Here is a 23390-nt window from a genome sequence, read left to right as displayed (position 1 = left end):
ATTATCCCTCCTTCTGGTCAGATACCACTAGTGTAATGTGGCTTGTGCGTTTATTAATTGCGCTTGCGCGTCCCATTGCACGTGGACGGAAACGTTTAAGTGTTGGTCCTTCGTCAACGAATACTTCACTGATGACCAAGTCATTCAGATCCATTTCGTAGTTGTGTTCAGCGTTAGCAGCTGCAGATTTCAATAACTTCTCAACAACAACAGATGCTGCTTTCGGAGTGTGGTTCAAAATCGCAACAGCTTCGCCAATTTGCTTGCCTCGAATTAAATCTACAACTAAACGGACTTTACGAGGAGCAATACGTACTGTTCTAGCGACAGCTTTTGCTTGCATAGGGAAATCCTCCTCTCAATTAACGTCTTGTTTTCTTATCGTCTGCACCATGACTAGCGTATTTGCGTGTTGGAGCGAATTCGCCTAGTTTATGGCCCACCATGTCTTCAGTCACATATACTGGAATGTGTTTATGACCATCGTATACTGCGATTGTTTGTCCGATGAATGTCGGGAAAATTGTAGAACGGCGAGACCAAGTTTTGATCACTTGTTTTTTCTCAGAGTCCTTTTGTGCTTCAACTTTTTTCATAAGATGATCATCAACAAAAGGTCCTTTTTTCAAGCTGCGGCCCATGTGGGATCCTCCCTTCGTGATTGCACCACGGTTCTTTCGGCGAACCGTAGCGGAATCAAATTATTTTTTACGACGACGCACGATGAATTTATCGGATTTGTTCGTTTTCTTACGTGTCTTGTATCCAAGAGTAGGTTTGCCCCATGGAGACATAGGTGATTTACGTCCGATTGGCGAACGTCCTTCACCACCACCGTGTGGGTGATCGTTAGGGTTCATTACAGATCCGCGGACTGTTGGGCGGTTGCCTTTCCAGCGGTTACGTCCTGCTTTACCAATGTTGATCAATTCGTGCTGTTCATTTCCTACTGCACCGATAGTAGCGCGGCAAGTAGCAAGGATCATGCGAACTTCGCCTGATTGCAAACGAACTGTTACGTATTTACCTTCTTTACCCAATACTTGAGCTGAAGTTCCTGCAGAACGAACTAGTTGTCCGCCGCCGCCTGGCTTCAATTCGATGTTATGGATTGTAGAACCCATTGGGATGTTTGACAACGGCAAAGCGTTACCTGCCTTGATGTCTGCTTCAACACCTGACATGATTTGAGTTCCAACTTCGACTCCTTTAGGAGCTAGGATGTAACGTTTCTCACCATCAGCGTAATGAATCAAAGCGATGTTTGCAGAACGGTTTGGATCGTACTCGATTGTAGCAACGCGTCCTGGAATGCCATCTTTGTTACGTTTGAAATCAATCACACGGTATTGGCGTTTATGTCCACCACCGTGGTGGCGTACAGTAATTTTACCTTGGTTGTTACGGCCGCCTTTACGCTTTACAGGTCGTAAAAGCGATTTTTCAGGTTTGTTCGTAGTGATTTCAGCGAAATCTGAAGTTGTCATGTTACGACGACCGTTAGTGGTAGGTTTATATTTTCTTATGCCCACGTTGTTTCCCTCCTTCTTTAGTAGTTCTTTAAGAACTTATCGAAATTAAATTTCGAACAACTCGATATCTTTAGATTCAGCAGTCAATTTAACAATCGCTTTACGGCGTTTGTTTGTGTATCCTGCGTGTTTGCCCATACGCTTGAATTTGCCTTTGTAGTTCATGATGTTGACTTTCTCAACTTTCACGCCAAAGATCTCCTGCACGGCTTGTTTAACTTGTGTTTTGTTTGCGCGAGTGTCCACTTCAAAAGTGTACTTTTTCTCTGCCATTACTTCAGATGATTGCTCAGTAATGACCGGACGCTTTATTACATCACGTGCTTCCATTAACTAAGCACCTCCTCAATTTTTTCAATCGCTGCTTTTGTCATAACAATCTTGTCATGTCCAAGCAAGTCTAAAACGTTAATGCCATCTGCTGCTACCACTGTCATTCCTTTAAGGTTACGTGCAGATTTTGCAACGTTCTCATCAAGGTCAGCAGTTACGAACAAAGCTTTTTTGCCAATTGAAAGATCTTGGATCAACTGGTTGAATGCTTTTGTTTTTGGTGCATCAAATGTCAACCCTTCAAGTACCATCAGGTTTTCTCCAGCTACTGTAGATGAAAGCGCAGAGCGTAGAGCCAAACGACGGACTTTCTTAGGAAGTTTGTAGCTATAACTACGTGGAGTTGGACCGAATACGATACCGCCTCCGCGCCATTGTGGTGAACGGATCGACCCTTGACGAGCACGGCCAGTTCCTTTTTGACGCCATGGTTTTTTACCACCACCAGCTACTTCAGAACGATTTTTTACTTTATGGTTACCTTGACGAAGTGAAGCGCGTTGAGACACTACTGCGTCAAATAACACTGATTCATTTGGTTCGATACCGAATACATAGTCGTTCAATTCGATGTCGCCAACTTGTGAACCTGTTTGATTTAATAAAGCTACTTTAGGCATTCTTGTTTCCTCCTTTCTCTAAAAAATTATTATTTCGCTTTAATTGCCGATTTAACACGGATCAATGCTTTGCGAGAACCAGGAACATTACCTTTAACAAGAAGCAGGTTACGTTCAAGATCAACTTTCACGATTGAAAGGTTTTGAATCGTAATTGTCGTGCCACCCATTTGACCAGGTAATTTCTTCTGTTTGAATACGCGGTTAGGAGCAACCGGACCCATTGAACCAGGACGACGGTGGTAACGTGAACCGTGTGTCATTGGTCCGCGAGATTGTCCGTGGCGTTTGATAACACCTTGGAAACCTTTACCTTTTGTTGTTCCTGTGACATCTACTACATCGCCTTCTGCGAATACATCTACTTTGACTTCTTGACCAATCTCGTAATCAGCTAAGTTTACATTGCGAAGTTCGCGAATGAAGCGCTTAGGAGCAGTGTTCGCTTTTGCTACGTGTCCTTTAGAAGGTTTGTTGGAAAGCTTTTCGCGCTTGTCTTCAAAACCTAATTGGATTGCTTCGTAGCCGTCAACCTCAACTGTTTTCTTTTGAAGTACTACGTTTGGAGCAGCTTCAATAACAGTTACAGGGATTAAATCACCGTTCTCAGCAAAAACTTGCGTCATACCGATTTTTCTACCTAAGATTCCTTTGGTCATGTTGTCACACCTCCTGTGATTATTTATGTTTTCTATTTTCGTTTACCGATTAAAGTTTAATTTCAATGTCAACGCCTGACGGTAAATCAAGTTTCATCAACGCATCGACAGTTTGTGGCGTCGGGTTAACGATATCGATTAGACGTTTGTGTGTGCGCATTTCAAATTGCTCACGAGAATCTTTGTACTTATGGACAGCACGCAAGATTGTGTAGACCGATCTTTCAGTCGGCAACGGTATCGGACCCGATACGCTTGCACCTGAACGTTTAGCGGTTTCTACAATTTTCTCAGCAGACTGATCTAGAATTCTATGATCATATGCTTTTAAACGGATACGAATTTTTTGTTTTGCCATTATTTTCCCTCCTTTTCGCCTATTTTTGATAGACATTCTCCACGAAAATTTTCCAATCACTCGCCATGGCAAAGCGGCCGGGTGTATCGGTAACCTCTCGCTTCATCGCAGTCAAAGACCAACATTAACCATTATACAAAAGAAAAAAGAATTCCGCAAGTGTTTCCACGAAATTCTTTCTTATTCGCTTTTTTTATTATAACAGGATATTTTAGAACTTCAAGCATGACGATAATAGTCCGAACATTTCGAGCTTAACCCAGCACCATGACAGCAATCCAACCGAAAATCACCAGTGGTATATTGTAGTGGAGGAAGGTCGGCACACATGTATCCCAGATATGGTTGTGCTGTCCGTCGACGTTCAATCCGGCTGTCGGGCCCAAAGTTGAGTCAGAAGCTGGCGACCCAGCATCTCCTAGCGCCCCTGCTGTCCCAATCAGTGCAATGATCGCCATTGTGGAGAATTCGAACTCCAGGCTCAAAGGTACAAAGATGGCGGCAATAATCGGAATCGTTGCAAACGACGAGCCGATGCCCATCGTCACGAACAGGCCAACGATCAGCATTGCCAGTGCCGCAACACCCTTGTTGCCGGCAAACAGTTCAGATACACTGGCAACCAATGGTGCAACGGCTCCTGTTGCCTGGATGACCGAGGCAAATCCATTTGCACTAATCATAACAAAACCGATAAAAGCCATCATGCGCATTCCTTCCGTAAGCACGTCGTCCGCTTCGCGCCATTTCATGGCACCGAAGACATACAGCACAAGAATTCCGGCAAGTGCACCGATGATCATCGAATCCGTCTGGATTTGAGCAATCAAAGCCGCAACTAATGCTGCGATCGTCACGATGACATCTTTTGTGGAAGCTGTCTTTTTCAGAGTTTCTTCTATAGAAGTAGATGCTTTATGATAATCACGTGGTTTGCGGTAAGAGATGAACACTGCAATGATTAATCCGACCAATAGACCTGCGACTGGAATGGCCATGGCTTTTGGAATATCGGCCATATCAATCGCCAAACCTGCAAGTTCCATCTGCGTAAAAACAATTTCATGAAAAATCAGCCCAAAGCCATAAGGCAATAAAATATAAGGAGCTGTCAGACCGAACGTCAAGACAGCCGCGATCAAGCGGCGGTCAATCCGCAGCTCATTTAAAATATGCAAAATCGGCGGAACCAGTAACGGAATAAAAGCGATGTGAATCGGAATCAGGTTTTGCGAAAAGATGGCCATTGCCAGCAGCGCCAGAATGATAAGAGCTTTCGCTAAATTCGCCCGTGTCGCTTCACCGTCTTTATTGACCAATTTCAAGACGCCGGACACCAGCAGCTCCGGTATGCCGGTCCGTGAAATTGCTACGGCGAATCCACCAAGCATCGCATAGCTGAGTGCTATAGTCGCCCCTGCTCCCAATCCATCTGTAAATGATGTTAATGTATCCATAAATGATAATCCGCCGCTCAATCCGCCTGCAAGCGCCCCAATCAATAAAGCAAAGACGACGTTCACCCGCAACAAGCTCAATACGAGCATGACTAAGACAGCGATGACAACTGCATTCATAAGTAACTCTCCTTTAGTTTGCTAAAGCGTTAAAGTACACACTTTAAATTACCAAAACCCGAATAGCTTGTCAATATCCTATAGCCGGATTATTGAAATACAAAAAAGTCCAAAAATAAAAACCCTTTACGGTTAGATGAACTGCCCCTCCATCATTAGGCATAACTAACAATGGAGAGGCGTTCATTAGGCAAAGGGTTTATTGATAAGACAAGTTATTCGAACAGCAGCCGTCTGGATGCTTGTTCTTTAGTTAGCCTGCCGCTGCTTTTCTTCATAAGCTGCAATATAGGAGTCGTATTGGAAAGTCAACGCGATTTCATCCCAGCCCTTCAGCAGCATTTCCTTCCAGTAAGGATCGATATCGAATTCATAACGCGTACCGTCCTGGCCAGTGACAGTCTGGTCTTCCAAATTGATTTCCAACTTGAATTCCTGACGCTGCCCTTTATCAATCAGATCGTTGACTTCCTGATCTTTCAAACGGATCGGAAGGATGCCGTTTTTCACGCAGTTATTATAGAAGATGTCTGCATAGCTGGGAGCGATGACTACGCGGAATCCGTAATCCAAAATCGCCCAAGGAGCATGTTCACGAGAAGAACCGCAGCCGAAATTTTCTTGTGCGACCAGAATTTCGGAGTCGTTGAATCGTGGGTCATTCAGCACAAAGTCTTCTATGGGTGTACCATCGGCATGGAAGCGCCAATGATAAAAGAGATATTTGCCGAATCCTGTTCGTTCAATACGCTTTAGAAACTCTTTCGAAATGATTTGGTCAGTATCTACGTTTTTGCGTTCAAGCGGCGTCAAGACGCTTGAGATTTTATTGATCGGTTTCATCGATGGGCCTCCTCATTTATGCCTGTCATGCTGATGGTACGGGCTCTTTCATGTAATTGCGGACATCTGTCAAGTGGCCTTCAATAGCAGCCGCTGCCGCCATCACAGGGCTCACCAGATGCGTCATCGATCCCGCTCCTTGGCGTCCTTCAAAATTCCGGTTGGATGTAGATGCACAACGTTCACCCGCAGGAACCGAATCTTCATTCATCGCCAGGCACATACTGCATCCCGTTTCACGCCATTCAAAGCCAGCTTCAAGAAATACTCGATCCAAGCCTTCCTGTTCTGCTGCACGTTTGACCGTTTCAGACCCAGGTACGACAATTGCCGTTACGGATGGATGCACTTTCTTGCCTTTAATGATTTCACTGGCAGCGCGCAAATCACCAAGACGGGCGTTCGTGCAGGAGCCGATGAAGACATGCTGAATATCGATTGAAGAAAGGGGCGTCCCTTCTTCCAGGTGCATATAAGCCAAAGCTTGCTTTAACGCATCTTTATCCGACTGCTTATCGTAATCCGCAGCGGATGGAACTCGTTCGGCAATGCCTGAACCCATCGAAGGGTTGGTTCCCCATGTAACGAATGGAGAAATCTCATCTGCATGGATTGTGACAGACGTATCGTACTGTGCGCCTTCGTCTGTTGCAAGAGCCAGCCAACGGGCAGCTTCTTTTTCAAACGCTTCGCCTTCAGGCACATGTCTGCGCCCTCTCAAGTACTCTACTGTTGTCTCATCCGGACTGATCAACCCAGCGCGTGCCCCAGCTTCAATCGACATATTGCAGATGGTCATCCGCTCTTCCATGGATAGGCCGCGAATAGCCTCTCCTGTATATTCCATAATATGGCCGGTTCCCATATCGATGCCGAATTTAGAAATGATGGCCAGAATGACGTCTTTTGAAGAAACGCCAAACCCGAGCTTGCCATCGATCCGCACTTCCATGGTTTTTGGTTTTGATTGCCATAGCGTCTGAGTAGAAAGCACATGCTCCACTTCGCTGGTGCCGATACCGAATGCCAGAGCGCCAAAGGCTCCGTGTGTCGAAGTATGGCTGTCGCCGCAGACAATGGTCTTTCCTGGCTGCGTCAAGCCCAGTTCCGGTCCGATCACATGGACAATTCCCTGATCCGGATGGTTGATGCCCGCAAGCGGAACACCGAACTCATCACAATTGTCCTGCAAGGTTTTGATCTGTTTCCGTGAAATGGGATCGGTGATCGTCTCCCGATTACGGGTCGGAACATTATGGTCCATCGTTGCGAAGCAAAGATCCGGCCGGCGGACTTTGCGTCCGTTCAACCGAAGCCCTTCAAACGCTTGCGGAGATGTCACCTCATGCAATAAATGAAGATCGATATATAGCAGGTCCGGCTTTCCTTGCTCTTCGAAGACGATATGCTGTTCCCAAATTTTCTCTATGATTGTTTTTGCCATGCGAACCGCTCCTTCCACTTACACATAAGAGTACATGATGTGTTCTGATACAAATTCTCTTTCGAGTTCTTCCACTACTTTGGTGACGAAGCGATCGGTCGAAACGGTGCGTTTCCCGTCGCCTGCCAAATCACCTGTGCAATATCCATCTTCCAAAACATCCATGACCGCTTTTTCGATAGCAGCCGCTTCTGTATGAAGGCCGAATGAATGCTTCAGCATCATTGCTGCGGACAAAATGGCCGCTGCCGGATTCGCTTTGTTTTGTCCTGCGATATCCGGTGCTGAACCGTGTACGGGTTCGTAAAGGCCAAAACCGTCTGAACGGATGCTCGCAGATGGCAGCATGCCAAGTGAACCTGTGATGACCGAAGCTTCGTCGCTCAAGATATCACCGAACATATTCTCAGTCACTACGACATCGAAAGTACGTGGATCGGTAATCAATTTCATCGCTGCTGAATCAACCAGCATATGTTCCACTTCGATATCGGGATAGGCTTTTCTGCGTTCTTCCACAACTTCGCGCCATAGTTTGCTGGTTTCCAGTACGTTGGCTTTATCGACTGAAGTCACTTTGCCTCTGCGTGTGCGGGCAATTTCAAACGCCTGGTTGACGATGCGTTCGATTTCTTCTCTCGTATAAACCAATGTGTCCACCGCTGATTTTTCTGAACGGCGTTTCGGTTCTCCAAAATACAAACCGCTCGTCAATTCACGGACAATGACCATATCCACTTCTTTTGCCACCTCTTCTTTTAATGGCGAAGAAGCAAGCAAAGCCGGCACTGCTTTAACCGGACGGATATTGGCGAACAAATCGAAGTGCTTACGGATGTTCAAAAGCCCTTTTTCAGGACGAAGGTGAGCAGGATTGCTGTCCCATTTCGTTCCTCCGACTGCACCGAGGAGAATCGCGTCACTTTCTTCACAAACATCAATGGTTTGCTGAGGCAGCGGGTTGTCGAATTGATCAACTGCTGTACCTCCGATTGCCGCGTGCTTTAAATGAAAAGTATGTCCATAACGCATTGCAATGGATTGCAGCACTTTTACCGCCGCATCTGTTACTTCTGGTCCAATTCCGTCTCCTGGCAATACCGCTATTGTTTTTTTCATTTTAAATTCCTCCTCTTTCGATCTGTTCTTTTTACACTGCCGACATCCTGACTTTCTTTCCTACCTGGACAATTTGACGATTGACTGCATTCAAGTATGCTTTTGCTGTTGCTTCCAGAACATCCTGTGCGACATCCCGGCCCGTTACGGTCTCTCCGTCATAGCTCATATTGATGACTGCTTCACCCAAGGCGTCGCGCCCTTTGCCGATGGAAGTGACACGGTAGTCCAAGATATGAACTTTGCCTTCTACAATTCGTTCGAGCGTATTGAAAATCGCTTCAACTGATCCGGCGCCAGTAGCTGCTTCGCTGATCAATTCACCATTCGGGTGATAGGCAGAAGCGGTCGCCGTCGGGATATTGGCTGTGCCATATTGAACCTGAACACTTTCCAATTTGTAAACCGGTGTTTCCGTATCATGAATTTGCTGATCAGTCAGCAATACATATAAATCATCTTCCAAAATTTCTTTCTTGCGATCAGCCAACTTCTTGAATTCAGCAAATGCATTGTTCAGCTTTTCGTCTGTTAAATCAAAGCCCATTTTAACGGCCCGGTCTTTAAAGGCATGGCGCCCTGAATGTTTGCCAAGCACCAATTCAGTCGCTGCATCACCGATTAGTTCCGGCGTGATGATTTCATACGTCAACGGATTCTTCAGCATGCCATCCTGGTGGATACCTGATTCATGGGCAAATGCATTTTTGCCGACAACCGCTTTATTCGGTTGAATCAAACTGCCTGTCAATTGGCTGACCAATTGGCTTGTGCGTTTGATTTCATGTAGGTTGATCCCTGTTTCAACATTGAAGATCTGCTTGCGGATATGCAAAGCAACTGCAATCTCTTCAAGCGCTACGTTGCCGGCACGTTCACCGATGCCATTAATGGTTCCCTCGATTTGAGTAGCGCCATTTTCAATAGCGGCCAAGGTATTGGCAGTAGCCATCCCCAAGTCGTTATGGCAATGGGCTGACAGCTTCACTTTTTCGATTCCTGCCACATGATCGGTCATGTACTTGAACATTGCCCCGTATTCTTGAGGCGTTGCATAACCGACTGTATCTGGAAGGTTAATCGTCGTCGCTCCCGCTTCAATCACTTTGCGGATAATATGAGCCAAAAATTCAGGGTCTGAGCGGGAAGCATCTTCCGCTGACCATTGGACCAACGGGAAGAACTTACGCGCGTATTTTACCGACTCTACAGCAAGTTCAACGACTTGCTCCGGTGTTTTGAATAATTTCGTTTCCATATGGATAGGTGAAGTAGCCAAAAAGATATGAATATGCGGCTGTTCCGCTCCTTTTAGCGCTTCCCAGGTCCGATCAATATCACTTTGCATCGAGCGGGCCAGGCCCGTTACGATGGAATTCTTCACTGTGCCTGCGATTCGCTGCACAGCGTCAAAATCTCCTGGAGATGAAGCAGGAAATCCTGATTCGATAATCGTCACTCCCAGACGTTCAAGCTGGCGGGCGATTTCGATTTTTTCTGCTGTATTCAAGTTGATCCCGGCCGACTGTTCTCCGTCTCGTAATGTCGTATCGAAAATATCAATTTGTGACATTGGCGACCACCTCTTTTTGTTTTGCTTTTTTGCCTTCATTAACGAAAGGCATCATTGCACGCAATTCGCGGCCTACTTGTTCGATTTGGTGAGCTTCTTCCGCTTTTTCGATTGCTGTGAATTCTGGACGATTCAATTGGTTTTCAAGCAACCAGCCTTTTGCGAATTTCCCTGTCTGGATATCCGTAAGAACATCTTTCATGCGAGCTTTCGTATCTGCATCTACAATGCGTGGCCCTGAAACAAAATCTCCCCACTGCGCTGTATCGGAAATTGAGTAGCGCATTCCTGACAAGCCACCTTCGTACATAAGGTCAACGATGAGTTTCAATTCGTGCATACATTCGAAGTAGGCAAGTTCCGGTTGGTAGCCCGCTTCAACCAATGTTTCAAATCCAGCTTTTACAAGTGAAGTGACACCGCCGCAAAGAACAGCTTGTTCTCCAAATAGATCCGTTTCCGTTTCTTCTTTGAATGTCGTTTCCAAGACGCCTGCACGTGTAGCTCCGATTCCTTTTGCATAAGCAAGGGCAATTTCCTGAGCTTGTCCTGAAACGTCCTGATGGATCGCGATCAATCCAGGAACTCCAGCACCTGCTTCATACGTACGGCGAACAAGATGTCCAGGTCCTTTTGGAGCTACCAAGAATACATCCACATCTGCAGGCGGCACGATTTGGTTAAAGTGAACGTTGAAGCCGTGTGCAAAAACAAGGGATTTCCCAGCTGTTAATGCCGGTTTGATTTCTGCGTTGTAGATTTGCGTCTGTTTTTCATCAGGCACTAAGATCATGATCACGTCTGCCGCTTCTGCCGCTTCTTTTACTGTAGCCACTTTCATGCCATCGTTTTTAGCTTGATCGAATGATTTACCCTGGCGCACTCCAACTACTACATCAAATCCGGATTCTTTCAAGTTTTGAGCATGTGCATGGCCCTGAGAACCATAGCCGATCACCGCGATTGTCTTTCCTTTAAGTACCTGTTCGTTTACATCTTGGTTATAATACATTTTAGCCATTTTTAATTTCCTCCTCGGGTTTGGGTTTTATAGGATGTTCAATTGCGGTGTTTGTGCTTTTTGTGTTTCTCTGACAAACGCGGATACTCCGGTTCGTGTCAGTTCTTTCACACCATACGGTCTCATCAGATCAATAAATGCTTCAATTTTTTCCGGGTCGCCTGTTACTTGAAATGTTGTTACATTTTTGCTCATGTCGACGACTGTCGCCCGGAACGGTTCGACGATGCTCAATACTTCGTTTCTGACTGCTGGCGGGACTACCACTTTCACCAGTGCCAGTTCCCTCATCACCATCGCCTTATCGGTAATGTCATTTACTTTAATGACATCAATTTGTTTCTGCAGCTGTTTCAGCAATTGCTCCAGCTTGCCTTTATCTTCTACATTGACCACAAAAGTCATTTTCGACATGCCAGGCTGCTCTGTGTGACCGACCGAAATGCTTTCGATGTTGAACTGCCGTTTCATCAATAAGCCTGTAACGCGGTTCAACACCCCGCTTTGGTTGATCACCGTTGTTGTAATGACTCGTTTCATTCGCCTTTCACTCCGATCATTTCATTCAAGCCTTTGCCTGGTGCAACCATCGGATAAACACATTCCATCTGCACCACCCGGCAATCGATCAACACGGGCTCGTTTGAATTAAATGCTTCTGCAAAAACCGCTTCCGCTTCTTCCATCGTTTCGACTTTATAGCCTTTGATGTCATAAGCCGCCGCCAACTTGACAAAATCCGGTTGAACGGGAATCAAAGATTGTGAATAACGTCCTTCATAAAATGTTTCCTGCCATTGTCTAACCATTCCCAAGCTTTGGTTGTTCAGGATAACAACCTTCACCGGCAGCCGCAGCTCTTGAAGTAGGGACAGTTCCTGCAAAGTCATTTGGAATCCGGCATCCCCTACTATAGAGATAACTTGCTCATCCGGTTTCGCCAACTGGGCACCGATGGCTGCAGGGAAACCAAAGCCCATTGTGCCGAGGCCGCCTGATGTCACCCAGTTGTGAGGGTTATTGAAGCGGTAGTATTGAGCCGCCCACATTTGATGCTGCCCCACATCTGTTGTGACAACTGCATTGCCTCCGGTCAGTCGATGGATCAACTCTACGGCTTGTTGAGGCATGATTCCTTTCCGATCTCTTGCATGGTATTGAAGCGGGTATTCCACTTGGTTCCCGGATAGCATTTCAAGCCATTCTGCAGTGTCGGGGCTTCTAAATGATTGATTAAGCAATTGAAGCAGCGCCTCTTTGGCATCCGCAACAATCGGGACGGCTGTCGGAACATTTTTTCCGATTTCTGCCGGGTCGATATCAATATGGATTACTTGTGCATTTGGCGCAAAGCTTGCAAGATTTCCGGTCAACCGGTCATCGAATCGTGCACCAATATTCAACAAGACATCACAATCACATATTGCTGTATTCGCTGTATAAGTGCCGTGCATGCCGGCCATTCCGAGGAATAGTTCATGTTCGCCAGCAATGCTGCCTAAGCCCAACAATGTGTTGGTAACCGGAATTTGATGGCGCTCAGAGAAGACTTTCAACTCTTCTGTTGCCTTTGCCGCCAAGATACCGGCTCCAGCTAAAATCAACGGTCTTTTCGCCTGTGACAATAATTGAGCCGCTTTTTGGATTTGCAGGTAGTTCGGGTTCGTCGTTGGTTGATACCCTGGAAGATATACTGCCTCTTCTTCTTTATTGGATAAGAACAACTCAGTTGCTATATTTTTCGGTATATCGACCAAGACCGGTCCTGGACGTCCAGTAGAAGCAATATAGAAAGCTTCTTTAATGATTCTTGGAAGATCCGATACTTTTTTCACTTGGTAATTATGCTTTGTAATCGGTTGTGTGATGCCGATAATGTCTGCTTCCTGGAAAGCATCAGTCCCTATTACTGAAGTTGCGACCTGGCCTGTGAAAATGACCAGCGGCAAGGAGTCCAACATGGCATCCGCTATGCCTGTCACTAAGTTTGTTGCGCCTGGTCCTGATGTGGCAAGAACAACTCCGGCTTTTCCAGATACTCTTGCGTAGCCTTCTGCGGCGTGTATGGCACCTTGTTCATGTCTAGCCAATACATGGCGTATTGGATTTTTGTGCAAGGCATCGTAAATTGGCAGTACCGCGCCTCCTGGATAGCCGAAAATCATTTCAACACCCTGACCTTTTAAAGATTGAATCAGTACATCTGCACCATTGCCTGTCAGCTTCTGTTTAACTTCTTCTCTAACTTGTACGTTTACTCCCAATCCTTCCGCCTCCTTTTCTAAGTCTCCGGTGGCATGAAAACAAAAAAGCTTTTTCATCCCTACACAAAGAAACATGTTCTTCGCATAGGGATGAAAAAGCTTCATGGTACCACCCTATTTCACTGCGCAACCGCAGCCTCATGGATAAGCATTGCTTATCCGCTGATAACGATGATTTCTAACTTGCAAACCACCGGGACTACCTAAACAGCCGAAGCTTTTCAGCAATCCACTCAGAGGGGATGTCGCAAATGGTTGTATTACCGGCTTCCACCTGTACCGGCTCTCTGTGAATACAGTATCCATCTACTTTAACCTCGTCATTGAGTTGAACTATTATTTTTTTATACTGCGTTTAACTGATCGCTATACACCTTAACGCCATCGTTCTGAACTAATTCTCTAAATGATTCAAGCAAGTCGTTTGTAACCGGTCCGGGCTTGCCGTCGCCAATTACTCGGCCATCCACTTTCACTACCGCGATGACTTCTGCTGCAGTTCCTGTCAGGAACACTTCATCTGCTACATACACATCGTGTCTAGTGAAAACACCTTCTTGGATGTCGTAGCCTTTTTCTGCAGCTACGTCCATGATTGCGTTCCGCGTAATTCCTTCGAGCGCTCCTACATAACCTGGAGGAGTCAATAATTTGTTTTTACGGACAATGAAGATGTTATCTGCTGATCCTTCCGCTACATAACCTTGGTCATTCAGCATCAATGCTTCTGAAACACCAGCCAGATGAGCTTCCAGCTTAACCAGGATATTGTTCATGTAATTTAAAGATTTTACTTTCGGACTCAATACATCCGAACGGCTTCTCCGTGTCGCAACCGATACTATTTCGATTCCTGTTTCATACATTGATTTAGGGAACAGCGATAAAGGTTCGGCGATTACAATTACGCTGGGATGCGAACAACTGTAAGGATCCAATCCTAAGTTTCCGACACCTCTTGAAACGATCAAGCGGATATAAGCATCTTTGAATTTATTTTCTCGTAATGTGTTAACAACAATCTCTGTCATCTCTTCAAAAGTATGTGGAATCTCGAGCATTACCGATTTTGCTGAATCGTAAAGGCGCTCTAAATGTTCTTCCAGTTTAAAGACATTTCCGTTATAAGAACGGATTCCTTCAAACACTCCATCACCGTATAAGAAACCGTGATCGTAAACTGAAATCTTAGCGTCTTCCTTTTTAACAAATTCGCCGTTTAGATAAATTACTTGTTCGCTCATGATGTCCACTTCTTTCTCGAAAGTTTTATAATATGCAATATATCGAATTCTGTTTGCGTCTAGTAAATTGTTGCTATCATATCGCCTATTTCGAAGCATGTCAATCAACTATAGGCTATTTTTTTATGAATTTTGAATATTCATAAACTATGTATCCGTTTTCATTGTTGCTGGCACTGAGTTTTAAAGATTTTTTAAAAAGTTTGAATATTTTATGAACATCCCATATTTTCAGCAAAAACCTTTCGCTCCAGCTATTGGAACGCAAAAAAAGACCCTGTCTCATTAATAATGAGACAGGGTCTTAAATCAACACTCAGCAGTTATTACTTAGTAATTTTAGCAACAACGCCAGCGCCTACAGTACGTCCACCCTCACGGATAGAGAACTTAGTTCCTTCTTCAAGTGCGATTGGAGAGATTAGAGAAACGATCATTTCTATGTTATCTCCAGGCATAACCATTTCTACACCTTCAGGAAGGTTACAAACGCCAGTTACGTCAGTTGTACGGAAGTAGAACTGCGGACGGTAGTTTGTGAAGAATGGAGTGTGACGTCCACCCTCTTCTTTTGAAAGAACGTAAACTTCAGCTGTGAATTCAGTGTGTGGAGTAATTGTGCCTGGTTTAGCCAATACTTGTCCACGTTGTACGTCGTCACGAGAAACCCCGCGAAGAAGTGCACCAATGTTGTCGCCAGCTTCAGCATAGTCAAGCAATTTACGGAACATTTCTACACCAGTTACAGTTGTAGATTTTGGTTCTTCAGTAAGACCAATGATATCAACGTTATCACCGATTTTGATTTGTCCGCGTTCAACGCGTCCAGTAGCAACCGTACCACGGCCAGTGATTGAGAATACATCCTCAACAGGCATCATGAATGGTTTGTCAGTGTCACGTGGTGGAGTAGGAATGTACTCATCAACCGCGTTCATCAATTCAACGATTTTTTCTTCCCATTCTGCTTCTCCTTCAAGAGCTTTAAGAGCAGAACCTTTGATAACAGGAATGTCATCGCCAGGGAAGTCATATTCAGAAAGAAGATCGCGAACTTCCATTTCAACTAGTTCAAGAAGTTCTTCGTCATCTACCATATCGCATTTGTTCATGAATACAACTAGGTAAGGAACACCAACTTGACGTGAAAGAAGGATGTGCTCACGAGTTTGTGGCATTGGGCCGTCAGCAGCAGATACTACTAGGATCCCGCCGTCCATTTGAGCAGCACCAGTGATCATGTTTTTAACATAATCGGCGTGTCCAGGGCAATCAACGTGTGCGTAGTGGCGAGTTGCAGTTTCATATTCAACGTGTGAAGTGTTGATAGTGATACCGCGCTCTTTTTCTTCAGGTGCGTTATCGATTTGAGCGTAAGAACGAGCTTCCCCGCCTGATTGTTTTGCAAGTACTGTAGCGATTGCTGCAGTCAAAGTTGTTTTACCATGGTCAACGTGACCAATTGTACCAATATTCGCGTGTGTTTTAGAGCGATCAAATTTAGCTTTTCCCATTAGAAAAATCCTCCTCAAAATGTAAGTGAATGTTTTCATTTGAAGTGCCGGAATAATAGGGCCCTATTATTCCGAGCATACAAATTATTTATACTTGATTAAAGATCAAAATTCAATTATTGACCTTTATTTTTTTTGATGATTTCTTCAGAAATTGATTTCGGCACTTCTTCATAGTGGTCGAAGTGCATTGAGAACACACCACGGCCTTGCGTGTTTGAACGCAATGAAGTTGCATAACCGAACATCTCTGCAAGAGGTACCATAGCACGAACTACTTGCGCGTTTCCGCGAGCGTCCATACCTTCTACACGGCCGCGGCGTGACGTGATGTCACCCATGATATCCCCAAGGTATTCCTCAGGAATAACAACCTCAACGCGCATAATTGGCTCAAGAAGAACCGGATTAACTTTCGAAATTGCATTTTTAAGTGCCATAGAAGCAGCAACTTTAAATGCCATCTCATTCGAGTCAACATCATGGTAAGATCCGTCGAACAAACGAGCTTTGATATCGATCAATGGATATCCGGCGATAACACCGTTGTCTAGTGAGTCACGAAGACCCGCTTCAACTGCTGGGATGTATTCACGTGGAACAACACCACCAACGATACCATTTTCAAATTCAAAACCTGCTCCTTCTTCGTTTGGAGAGAATTCAATCCAAACGTGTCCGAATTGTCCACGTCCACCAGATTGGCGTACGAATTTACCTTCAACTTTAGCAGACTGACGGAATGTCTCACGGTAAGATACCTGAGGTGCACCCACGTTAGCTTCTACGTTGAACTCACGGCGCATACGGTCAACGAGGATATCAAGGTGAAGTTCACCCATACCAGCGATGATTGTTTGGCCAGTTTCCTGGTCAGTGTGCGCACGGAAAGTTGGATCTTCTTCTTGCAATTTCGCAAGGGCTTGACCCATTTTATCTTGATCCGCTTTAGACTTAGGTTCCACAGAAAGAGAGATAACTGGTTCTGGGAAGACCATGCGCTCAAGAATTACTTGGTGTTTCTCGTCACTTAAAGTATCACCTGTTGATGTATCTTTAAGTCCGATAGCAGCCGCGATATCTCCGCAATATACTTCAGAAATTTCTTCACGGGAGTTTGCATGCATTTGAAGGATACGTCCTACGCGCTCACGCTTGCCTTTAGAAGAGTTCTGAACATATGAACCAGATTTAAGAGATCCAGAATACACACGGAAGAAAGTCAATTTCCCAACGTATGGATCTGTCATTACTTTAAACGCCAACGCAGAGAATGGTTCGTCTTCGCTAGGTTTACGCAATACCTCTTCGTCTGAATCAGGAAGAACACCAGTCATCGGAGGTACATCCAATGGTGATGGTAGGTAATCAATTACTGCATCAAGCATTAATTGAACCCCTTTGTTTTTGAAAGCAGTTCCGCAAACTACTGGGTAAAACTCAACGTCTAGTGTTCCTTTACGGATACCAGCTTTAAGTTCTTCTACAGTGATTTCTTCCCCGCCAAGGTATTTTTCCATCAAGTCTTCGTCAAGCTCAGCAACAGCTTCCACTAATTTAGTGTGCCATTCCTCAGCAAGTTCTTTGTACTCTTCAGGAATTTCGCCATCGGTAATTTCAGTTCCCTGATCATTTGCGTAGAAGCGTGCATTCATTTCAACTAAATCAATGATTGCTGAAAAGTTGTCTTCTGCGCCGATTGGCAATTGGATCGGGTGAGCATTAGCTTGTAGACGTTCATGCAATGTGCCTACAGAGTAAAGGAAGTCAGCACCGATTTTATCCATTTTGTTGATAAATACGATACGAGGAACTCCGTATGTTGTAGCTTGACGCCAAACTGTTTCAGTTTGCGGCTCAACACCTGATTGAGCATCAAGAACTGTAACAGCGCCATCAAGTACGCGCAATGAACGTTCAACTTCAACAGTGAAATCTACGTGTCCTGGAGTATCGATGATGTTTACACGGTGGTTTTTCCATGAAGCAGTTGTTGCAGCAGACGTGATTGTAATTCCGCGTTCCTGCTCTTGCTCCATCCAGTCCATTTGAGAAGCACCTTCGTGCGTTTCCCCGATTTTGTGGATTTTACCAGTGTAGTATAAAATACGTTCCGTAGTAGTCGTTTTACCGGCATCGATGTGTGCCATGATCCCGATATTACGTGTCTTGTCTAATGGGAACTCTCTAGTCATGTTTTTTTCACCTTCCGTTTCGGTTTAAGATGTAAACATCTCGAAAGAAATTACCAGCGATAGTGAGCAAATGCTTTGTTTGCTTCCGCCATTTTATGAATATCTTCACGTTTTTTAACAGCTGCACCAGTGTTGTTAGCAGCATCTAAAATTTCATTAGCCAAACGCTCTTCCATTGTTTTCTCTCCACGAAGACGTGAATAGTTTACAAGGTAGCGAAGACCTAGAGTTGTACGGCGTTCAGGACGAACTTCAACCGGTACTTGGTAGTTAGCTCCACCAACACGGCGAGCGCGTACTTCAAGAACTGGCATAACGTTAGTCAATGCTTGTTCGTATACTTCAATCGGATCTTTACCGCTGCGTTCTTTAACTAACTCAAACGCTCCGTATAGGATCTTTTGTGAAGTACCTCTTTTTCCGTCAACCATCATTTTATTAATTAAGCGTGTCACCAATTTCGAATTGTAAATTGGATCTGGCAACACGTCACGTTTAGCTACAGGACCTTTACGAGGCATGTATGTTCCTCCTTTCAACGAATTCTCTTCGTTAAATTAACTTATTATTTTTTTACTTTAGGACGTTTAGTTCCGTATTTAGAACGACTTTGCATACGGCCGTTTACTCCAGCTGTATCAAGTGCTCCACGTACGATATGGTAACGCACACCCGGTAAATCTTTTACGCGTCCGCCGCGAAGAAGAACTACACTGTGCTCTTGAAGGTTGTGACCTTCTCCAGGGATGTAAGCATTAACCTCGATTTGGTTTGTCAAACGTACACGCGCATATTTACGCAATGCGGAGTTTGGTTTTTTCGGTGTCATCGTACCAACACGAGTACATACTCCACGTTTCTGTGGTGATGTCACGTTAGTCTGAGACTTTTTAAAGCTGTTGTACCCTTTGTTTAACGCTGGTGAATCTGATTTCGTGCTCTTCGGTTTACGAGGCTTGTTAACTAATTGGTTAATTGTAGGCATCGATTTTTTCCTCCTCTCAAAAGGTGTTCTAATACCACATATCCAGGTGGTTCATTTTTGGGTAAAAAACAAAGTCTTTGTGATTTACACAAAAACTGTTATCCAGTAATCGCCACAGCAGCTGCACCGACATTAATGCCATATGCTTTGCCAAGCTTCAATCGTGAATCTGCAAATTCGATCCGAATACCTTTTTCTAAGGCTAGTTGGATAATCTGTTCGGTCATTCGATCGTCCGCGTCTCTTGCCACTATTACTTCTTGGACAATACCGCTCTTTAATGCTTTTACTGTCTGCTTTGTACCGATGATTATTTGACTTGCCTGTTTTACTTTTTCATTAGACATTTTCATATCCTCCAAAGCGTCAGACCGTTAACCATCAACCCTCAACATATTATCATCCTATGACAATGCTGTCAACAGGAATCTTAAAAAATCCCGGGGAGATTATTCAGGAACCCCCCGGAATCCATTATTTCATTTTATGATTCTGTGCCGACTATTTCCTGCTTCTCCGCTTTTTCGCTTTGAGCAATCTTAATCTGGCGGTAACGCTGCATTCCTGTTCCAGCTGGAACAAGTTTACCGATAATGACGTTCTCTTTCAATCCGAGAAGTTCATCACGTTTTCCTTTAATCGCTGCATCAGTTAGGACACGAGTTGTTTCCTGGAAGGATGCGGCAGATAGGAAGGATTCTGTTTCAAGGGAAGCTTTTGTGATCCCCAGGATAACAGGACGGCTTGTCGCTGGCAGATTGCCTTCTAGAACCGCTTTGACGTTGGCTTCAGTGAATTGGTGAATATCCAATAGTGAACCTGGCAGCAATTCAGTGTCACCGGCTTCAATAACGCGGACTTTACGGAACATTTGACGAACCATAACTTCTACGTGCTTATCGCCGATTTCTACCCCTTGCATACGGTATACTTTTTGAACTTCTTTCAATAGATACACTTGAACAGCCTGAACGTCTTTTACTTGAAGCAATTGCTTCGGATCAATTGAACCGTCAGTCAATACTTCGCCTCGAACAATAGCATCATCCACTTGAACTTTAATGCGTGCATTATAAGGAGCTAGATATTTACGGGTTTCAACATCCCCTTGAATCGTTACTTCTTTCTGGCCTTCGCGAATTTCGTCAATTTCAGTAACGGTACCTGTAATTTCAGAAATAACTGCCTGGCCTTTCGGATTACGCGATTCGAAGATTTCCTGGATACGCGGAAGACCTTGTGTAATATCGTCTCCTGCTACCCCGCCTGTATGGAATGTACGCATCGTCAACTGAGTTCCTGGCTCACCGATTGATTGAGCTGCAATAATACCTACTGCTTCGCCCACTTCAACTTCGTCTCCAGTTGCCAAGTTAGTGCCGTAACACTTCTTACAAACGCCGTGTTTTGTATTACATGTAAACGCAGAGCGAATTGTTACTTCTTTAATGCCTGCTTCGATAATAAGGCGAGTCAGGTCTTGTGTAATCAATTCATCTTTCGCTACAATAACTTCTTTTGTTTCCGGATGGCGGATTGTTTTCTTAGCATGGCGGCCAACGATACGCTCATCAAGCTCTTCAATCACTTCTGTGCCTTCCATCAACGCCCCTACCAGCAAGCCTCTGTCCGTGCCACAATCATTTTCGCGGACAATTGCATCTTGTGCAACGTCTACCAAACGACGAGTCAAGTAACCAGAATCGGCTGTTTTCAGTGCTGTATCGGCAAGACCTTTACGAGCACCGTGAGTAGAGATGAAATATTCAAGTACTGTTAATCCTTCACGGAAGGAAGATTTAATCGGAAGTTCAATAATGCGTCCAGCCGGGTTGGCCATCAATCCACGCATACCCGCAAGCTGCGTAAAGTTAGATGCGTTACCACGAGCTCCGGAATCACTCATCATAAAGATTGGATTCAAGTTATCAAGAGATGCCATCAGTTTGTTCTGGATGATATCTTTTGCGTTGCTCCAATAAGAAATGACACGTGCATATCGCTCTTCTTCTGTAATCAATCCGCGACGGAATTGTTTCATTACTTTATCGACGTTTTCTTGTGCATCAACCAAGATTTCTCCTTTGTCAGGAAGAACTACGATATCCGCTACACCAACAGTGATGCCGGCTTGTGTCGAATATTTGAATCCAAGGCTCTTCATACGGTCAAGCATCTTCGAAGTTTCCGTAATGTGGAAACGTTTGAAGACTTCCGCGATGATTTCCCCAAGAATTTTCTTCTTGAATGGAGTTACAAGTTCCGCTTCTTCAATATGCTTGCGAATATCTGTCGTTGTAGGGACAAAGTATTTCGCTGGTGTTTCCACCTGCAGATTGTAATCAGTCGGTTCGTTGATGTACGGGAATGACTTCGGCAGAATTTCGTTGAAAATGATTTTACCAACAGTAGTCAATAAAAGCATTTTGTTCTGTTCTTCTGTGAATGTCGGGTTGTTGACGGATCCAGCCTGAATTGCAATACGTGTATGCAAGTGGACATGGCCTGTTTGGTAAGCGATCATCACTTCTTCAGGTCCTGAGAAAGTAGCGCCTTCGCCTGTAGCACCTTTACGCTCCAGAGTTAAGTAATAGTTTCCTAGAACCATATCCTGAGATGGTGTTACAACAGGTTTTCCGTCTTTCGGGTTCAAGATGTTCTGAGCTGCAAGCATCAACAGACGTGCTTCTGCCTGAGCTTCGGATGATAGAGGTACGTGGACAGCCATTTGGTCACCATCGAAATCGGCGTTGTATGCAGTACATACAAGCGGATGCAGACGGATCGCTTTACCTTCAACCAATGTCGGTTCAAATGCCTGAATACCCAGTCTGTGAAGAGTCGGTGCGCGGTTCAATAGAACCGGATGCTCCTTGATGACATCTTCCAATACATCCCAAACTTCAGAGTGAAGACGTTCGATTTTGCGTTTCGCACTCTTGATGTTATGGGCCAATCCGCGTTCAACCAATTCTTTCATAACGAAAGGCTTGAACAACTCGATTGCCATTCCTTTCGGCAAACCACATTGATACATCTTCAGGTTAGGTCCAACTACGATAACGGAACGGCCTGAGTAATCAACTCGTTTACCAAGAAGGTTTTGGCGGAAACGCCCTTGTTTCCCTTTCAGCATATGAGAAAGAGATTTCAATGGACGGTTACCAGGTCCTGTGACCGGACGGCCGCGGCGGCCGTTGTCGATCAACGCATCAACAGCTTCTTGCAACATACGTTTTTCGTTTTGAACGATGATGCTTGGTGCACCAAGGTCCAAAAGACGTTTCAGACGGTTATTCCGGTTGATTACGCGGCGATAAAGGTCGTTTAAATCGGAAGTCGCAAAGCGGCCGCCGTCTAATTGAACCATCGGACGAAGTTCAGGTGGAATAACAGGAAGTACGTCTAGAATCATCCAGTCAGGGTTGTTGCCTGAGTTACGGAATGATTCAACCACTTCAAGACGTTTGATCGCACGGGTGCGGCGCTGGCCTTGAGCCGTTTTCAACTCTTCTTTCAAAGAATCCGTTTCGCGTTCAAGGTCAATTTCCTGCAATAGACGTTTGATTGCTTCCGCTCCCATGGCAGCTTGGAATTTCTTGCCAAACTTATCACGGTAAGCGCGGTATTCTTTTTCAGAAAGAAGCTGTTTCTTTTCAAGCGGTGTATCCGCAGGATCGATTACCACATAAGAAGCAAAGTAAATGACTTCTTCAAGTGAACGTGGAGACATATCCAAGATAAGTCCCATGCGGCTTGGAATTCCTTTGAAATACCAGATATGCGAAACAGGAGCTGCTAATTCAATATGTCCCATGCGTTCGCGGCGAACTTTTGAACGTGTTACTTCAACGCCGCAGCGATCGCAGACAACGCCTTTATAACGGACACGCTTGTATTTACCACAATGGCATTCCCAGTCTTTTGTAGGACCGAAAATACGTTCACAGAACAAACCATCTTTTTCAGGTTTCAGTGTACGGTAATTGATTGTTTCTGGCTTTTTGACTTCTCCATAAGACCATGAGCGAATTTTATCGGGTGACGCTAATCCGATTTTCATATACTCAAAATTATTAACATCTATCAAGGAGCCTACCTCCCTTTTG

At 44.8% G+C, this 23390-nt stretch carries 22 protein-coding genes; all 22 read right to left on the bottom strand.

What is annotated here, in order from left to right:
• Position 1: 1 nt before the first annotated feature.
• Complete coding sequence (gene rplV, locus QMA01_RS17350) at positions 2 to 343, bottom strand: 50S ribosomal protein L22 (protein ID WP_008432509.1); 342 nt, start codon at positions 341 to 343, stop codon at positions 2 to 4.
• 19 nt (positions 344 to 362) lie between these two features.
• The gene (gene rpsS / locus QMA01_RS17345; protein WP_068871362.1) at positions 363 to 641 is read right to left on the bottom strand and encodes a 30S ribosomal protein S19; all 279 of its coding nucleotides are present in this window, start codon (positions 639 to 641) and stop codon (positions 363 to 365) included.
• 60 nt (positions 642 to 701) lie between these two features.
• Complete coding sequence (gene rplB, locus QMA01_RS17340) at positions 702 to 1532, bottom strand: 50S ribosomal protein L2 (RefSeq protein WP_191716880.1); 831 nt, start codon at positions 1530 to 1532, stop codon at positions 702 to 704.
• 45 nt (positions 1533 to 1577) lie between these two features.
• Positions 1578 to 1862 carry a 50S ribosomal protein L23 gene (rplW, locus tag QMA01_RS17335; protein ID WP_006828930.1) on the bottom strand — a complete coding sequence of 95 codons (285 nt, stop codon included), beginning with the start codon at positions 1860 to 1862 and terminating at the stop codon, positions 1578 to 1580.
• Positions 1862 to 2485 (bottom strand): 50S ribosomal protein L4, encoded by a 624-nt coding sequence (gene rplD / locus QMA01_RS17330; RefSeq protein ID WP_191716879.1) that lies wholly within the window; start codon positions 2483 to 2485, stop codon positions 1862 to 1864. Before rplD ends, rplW begins: the two co-directional genes overlap by 1 nt.
• Before the next feature lie 29 nt (positions 2486 to 2514).
• A complete protein-coding gene (gene rplC, locus QMA01_RS17325; protein ID WP_191716878.1) occupies positions 2515 to 3144 on the bottom strand; it encodes a 50S ribosomal protein L3 in 630 nt (209 codons plus the stop codon).
• A gap of 49 nt (positions 3145 to 3193) precedes the next feature.
• The gene (gene rpsJ, locus QMA01_RS17320) at positions 3194 to 3502 is read right to left on the bottom strand and encodes a 30S ribosomal protein S10 (protein WP_042478628.1); all 309 of its coding nucleotides are present in this window, start codon (positions 3500 to 3502) and stop codon (positions 3194 to 3196) included.
• Positions 3503 to 3756: 254 nt separating this feature from the next.
• Positions 3757 to 5079 (bottom strand): Na+/H+ antiporter family protein, encoded by a 1323-nt coding sequence (locus QMA01_RS17315; protein WP_191716877.1) that lies wholly within the window; start codon positions 5077 to 5079, stop codon positions 3757 to 3759.
• Positions 5080 to 5328: 249 nt separating this feature from the next.
• Positions 5329 to 5922, bottom strand: a complete 594-nt coding sequence (gene leuD, locus QMA01_RS17310) for a 3-isopropylmalate dehydratase small subunit (RefSeq protein WP_203341405.1) — start codon at positions 5920 to 5922, stop codon at positions 5329 to 5331.
• Between the two features lie 25 nt (positions 5923 to 5947).
• Positions 5948 to 7366 carry a 3-isopropylmalate dehydratase large subunit gene (gene leuC, locus QMA01_RS17305; RefSeq protein ID WP_203341404.1) on the bottom strand — a complete coding sequence of 473 codons (1419 nt, stop codon included), beginning with the start codon at positions 7364 to 7366 and terminating at the stop codon, positions 5948 to 5950.
• Positions 7367 to 7384: 18 nt separating this feature from the next.
• Entirely contained in the window at positions 7385 to 8485 is a 1101-nt protein-coding gene (gene leuB, locus QMA01_RS17300) for a 3-isopropylmalate dehydrogenase (protein WP_191716874.1), read from the bottom strand.
• Positions 8486 to 8516: 31 nt separating this feature from the next.
• Positions 8517 to 10058 carry a 2-isopropylmalate synthase gene (locus QMA01_RS17295; RefSeq protein WP_191716873.1) on the bottom strand — a complete coding sequence of 514 codons (1542 nt, stop codon included), beginning with the start codon at positions 10056 to 10058 and terminating at the stop codon, positions 8517 to 8519.
• Positions 10045 to 11079, bottom strand: a complete 1035-nt coding sequence (gene ilvC / locus QMA01_RS17290) for a ketol-acid reductoisomerase (RefSeq protein ID WP_203341401.1) — start codon at positions 11077 to 11079, stop codon at positions 10045 to 10047. Before ilvC ends, QMA01_RS17295 begins: the two co-directional genes overlap by 14 nt.
• 27 nt (positions 11080 to 11106) lie before the next feature.
• Positions 11107 to 11619 (bottom strand): acetolactate synthase small subunit, encoded by a 513-nt coding sequence (gene ilvN, locus QMA01_RS17285; RefSeq protein ID WP_191716871.1) that lies wholly within the window; start codon positions 11617 to 11619, stop codon positions 11107 to 11109.
• Positions 11616 to 13343 carry a biosynthetic-type acetolactate synthase large subunit gene (gene ilvB, locus QMA01_RS17280; RefSeq protein WP_191716870.1) on the bottom strand — a complete coding sequence of 576 codons (1728 nt, stop codon included), beginning with the start codon at positions 13341 to 13343 and terminating at the stop codon, positions 11616 to 11618. Before ilvB ends, ilvN begins: the two co-directional genes overlap by 4 nt.
• A gap of 344 nt (positions 13344 to 13687) precedes the next feature.
• A complete protein-coding gene (gene ilvE / locus QMA01_RS17275) occupies positions 13688 to 14587 on the bottom strand; it encodes a branched-chain-amino-acid transaminase (RefSeq protein ID WP_290215552.1) in 900 nt (299 codons plus the stop codon).
• A gap of 326 nt (positions 14588 to 14913) precedes the next feature.
• Complete coding sequence (gene tuf / locus QMA01_RS17270) at positions 14914 to 16101, bottom strand: elongation factor Tu (RefSeq protein WP_191716868.1); 1188 nt, start codon at positions 16099 to 16101, stop codon at positions 14914 to 14916.
• Between the two features lie 116 nt (positions 16102 to 16217).
• Entirely contained in the window at positions 16218 to 18296 is a 2079-nt protein-coding gene (fusA, locus tag QMA01_RS17265) for an elongation factor G (protein ID WP_290215551.1), read from the bottom strand.
• 50 nt (positions 18297 to 18346) lie between these two features.
• Complete coding sequence (rpsG, locus tag QMA01_RS17260; RefSeq protein ID WP_008432480.1) at positions 18347 to 18817, bottom strand: 30S ribosomal protein S7; 471 nt, start codon at positions 18815 to 18817, stop codon at positions 18347 to 18349.
• Positions 18818 to 18861: 44 nt separating this feature from the next.
• Complete coding sequence (rpsL, locus tag QMA01_RS17255; RefSeq protein ID WP_049694534.1) at positions 18862 to 19281, bottom strand: 30S ribosomal protein S12; 420 nt, start codon at positions 19279 to 19281, stop codon at positions 18862 to 18864.
• Between the two features lie 98 nt (positions 19282 to 19379).
• Complete coding sequence (locus tag QMA01_RS17250; protein WP_290215550.1) at positions 19380 to 19628, bottom strand: ribosomal L7Ae/L30e/S12e/Gadd45 family protein; 249 nt, start codon at positions 19626 to 19628, stop codon at positions 19380 to 19382.
• 137 nt (positions 19629 to 19765) lie between these two features.
• Positions 19766 to 23371, bottom strand: coding sequence for a DNA-directed RNA polymerase subunit beta' (gene rpoC, locus QMA01_RS17245; RefSeq protein ID WP_191716865.1), 3606 nt, complete (start codon positions 23369 to 23371; stop codon positions 19766 to 19768).
• Positions 23372 to 23390 lie beyond the last annotated feature (19 nt).

The organism is Planococcus notacanthi (assembly GCF_030407825.1).
Classification (GTDB): Bacteria; Bacillota; Bacilli; order Bacillales_A; family Planococcaceae; genus Planococcus; species Planococcus notacanthi.
Note: the sequence above shows the minus strand (reverse complement) of the source record. Positions and strands in the feature narration are given on the sequence as shown.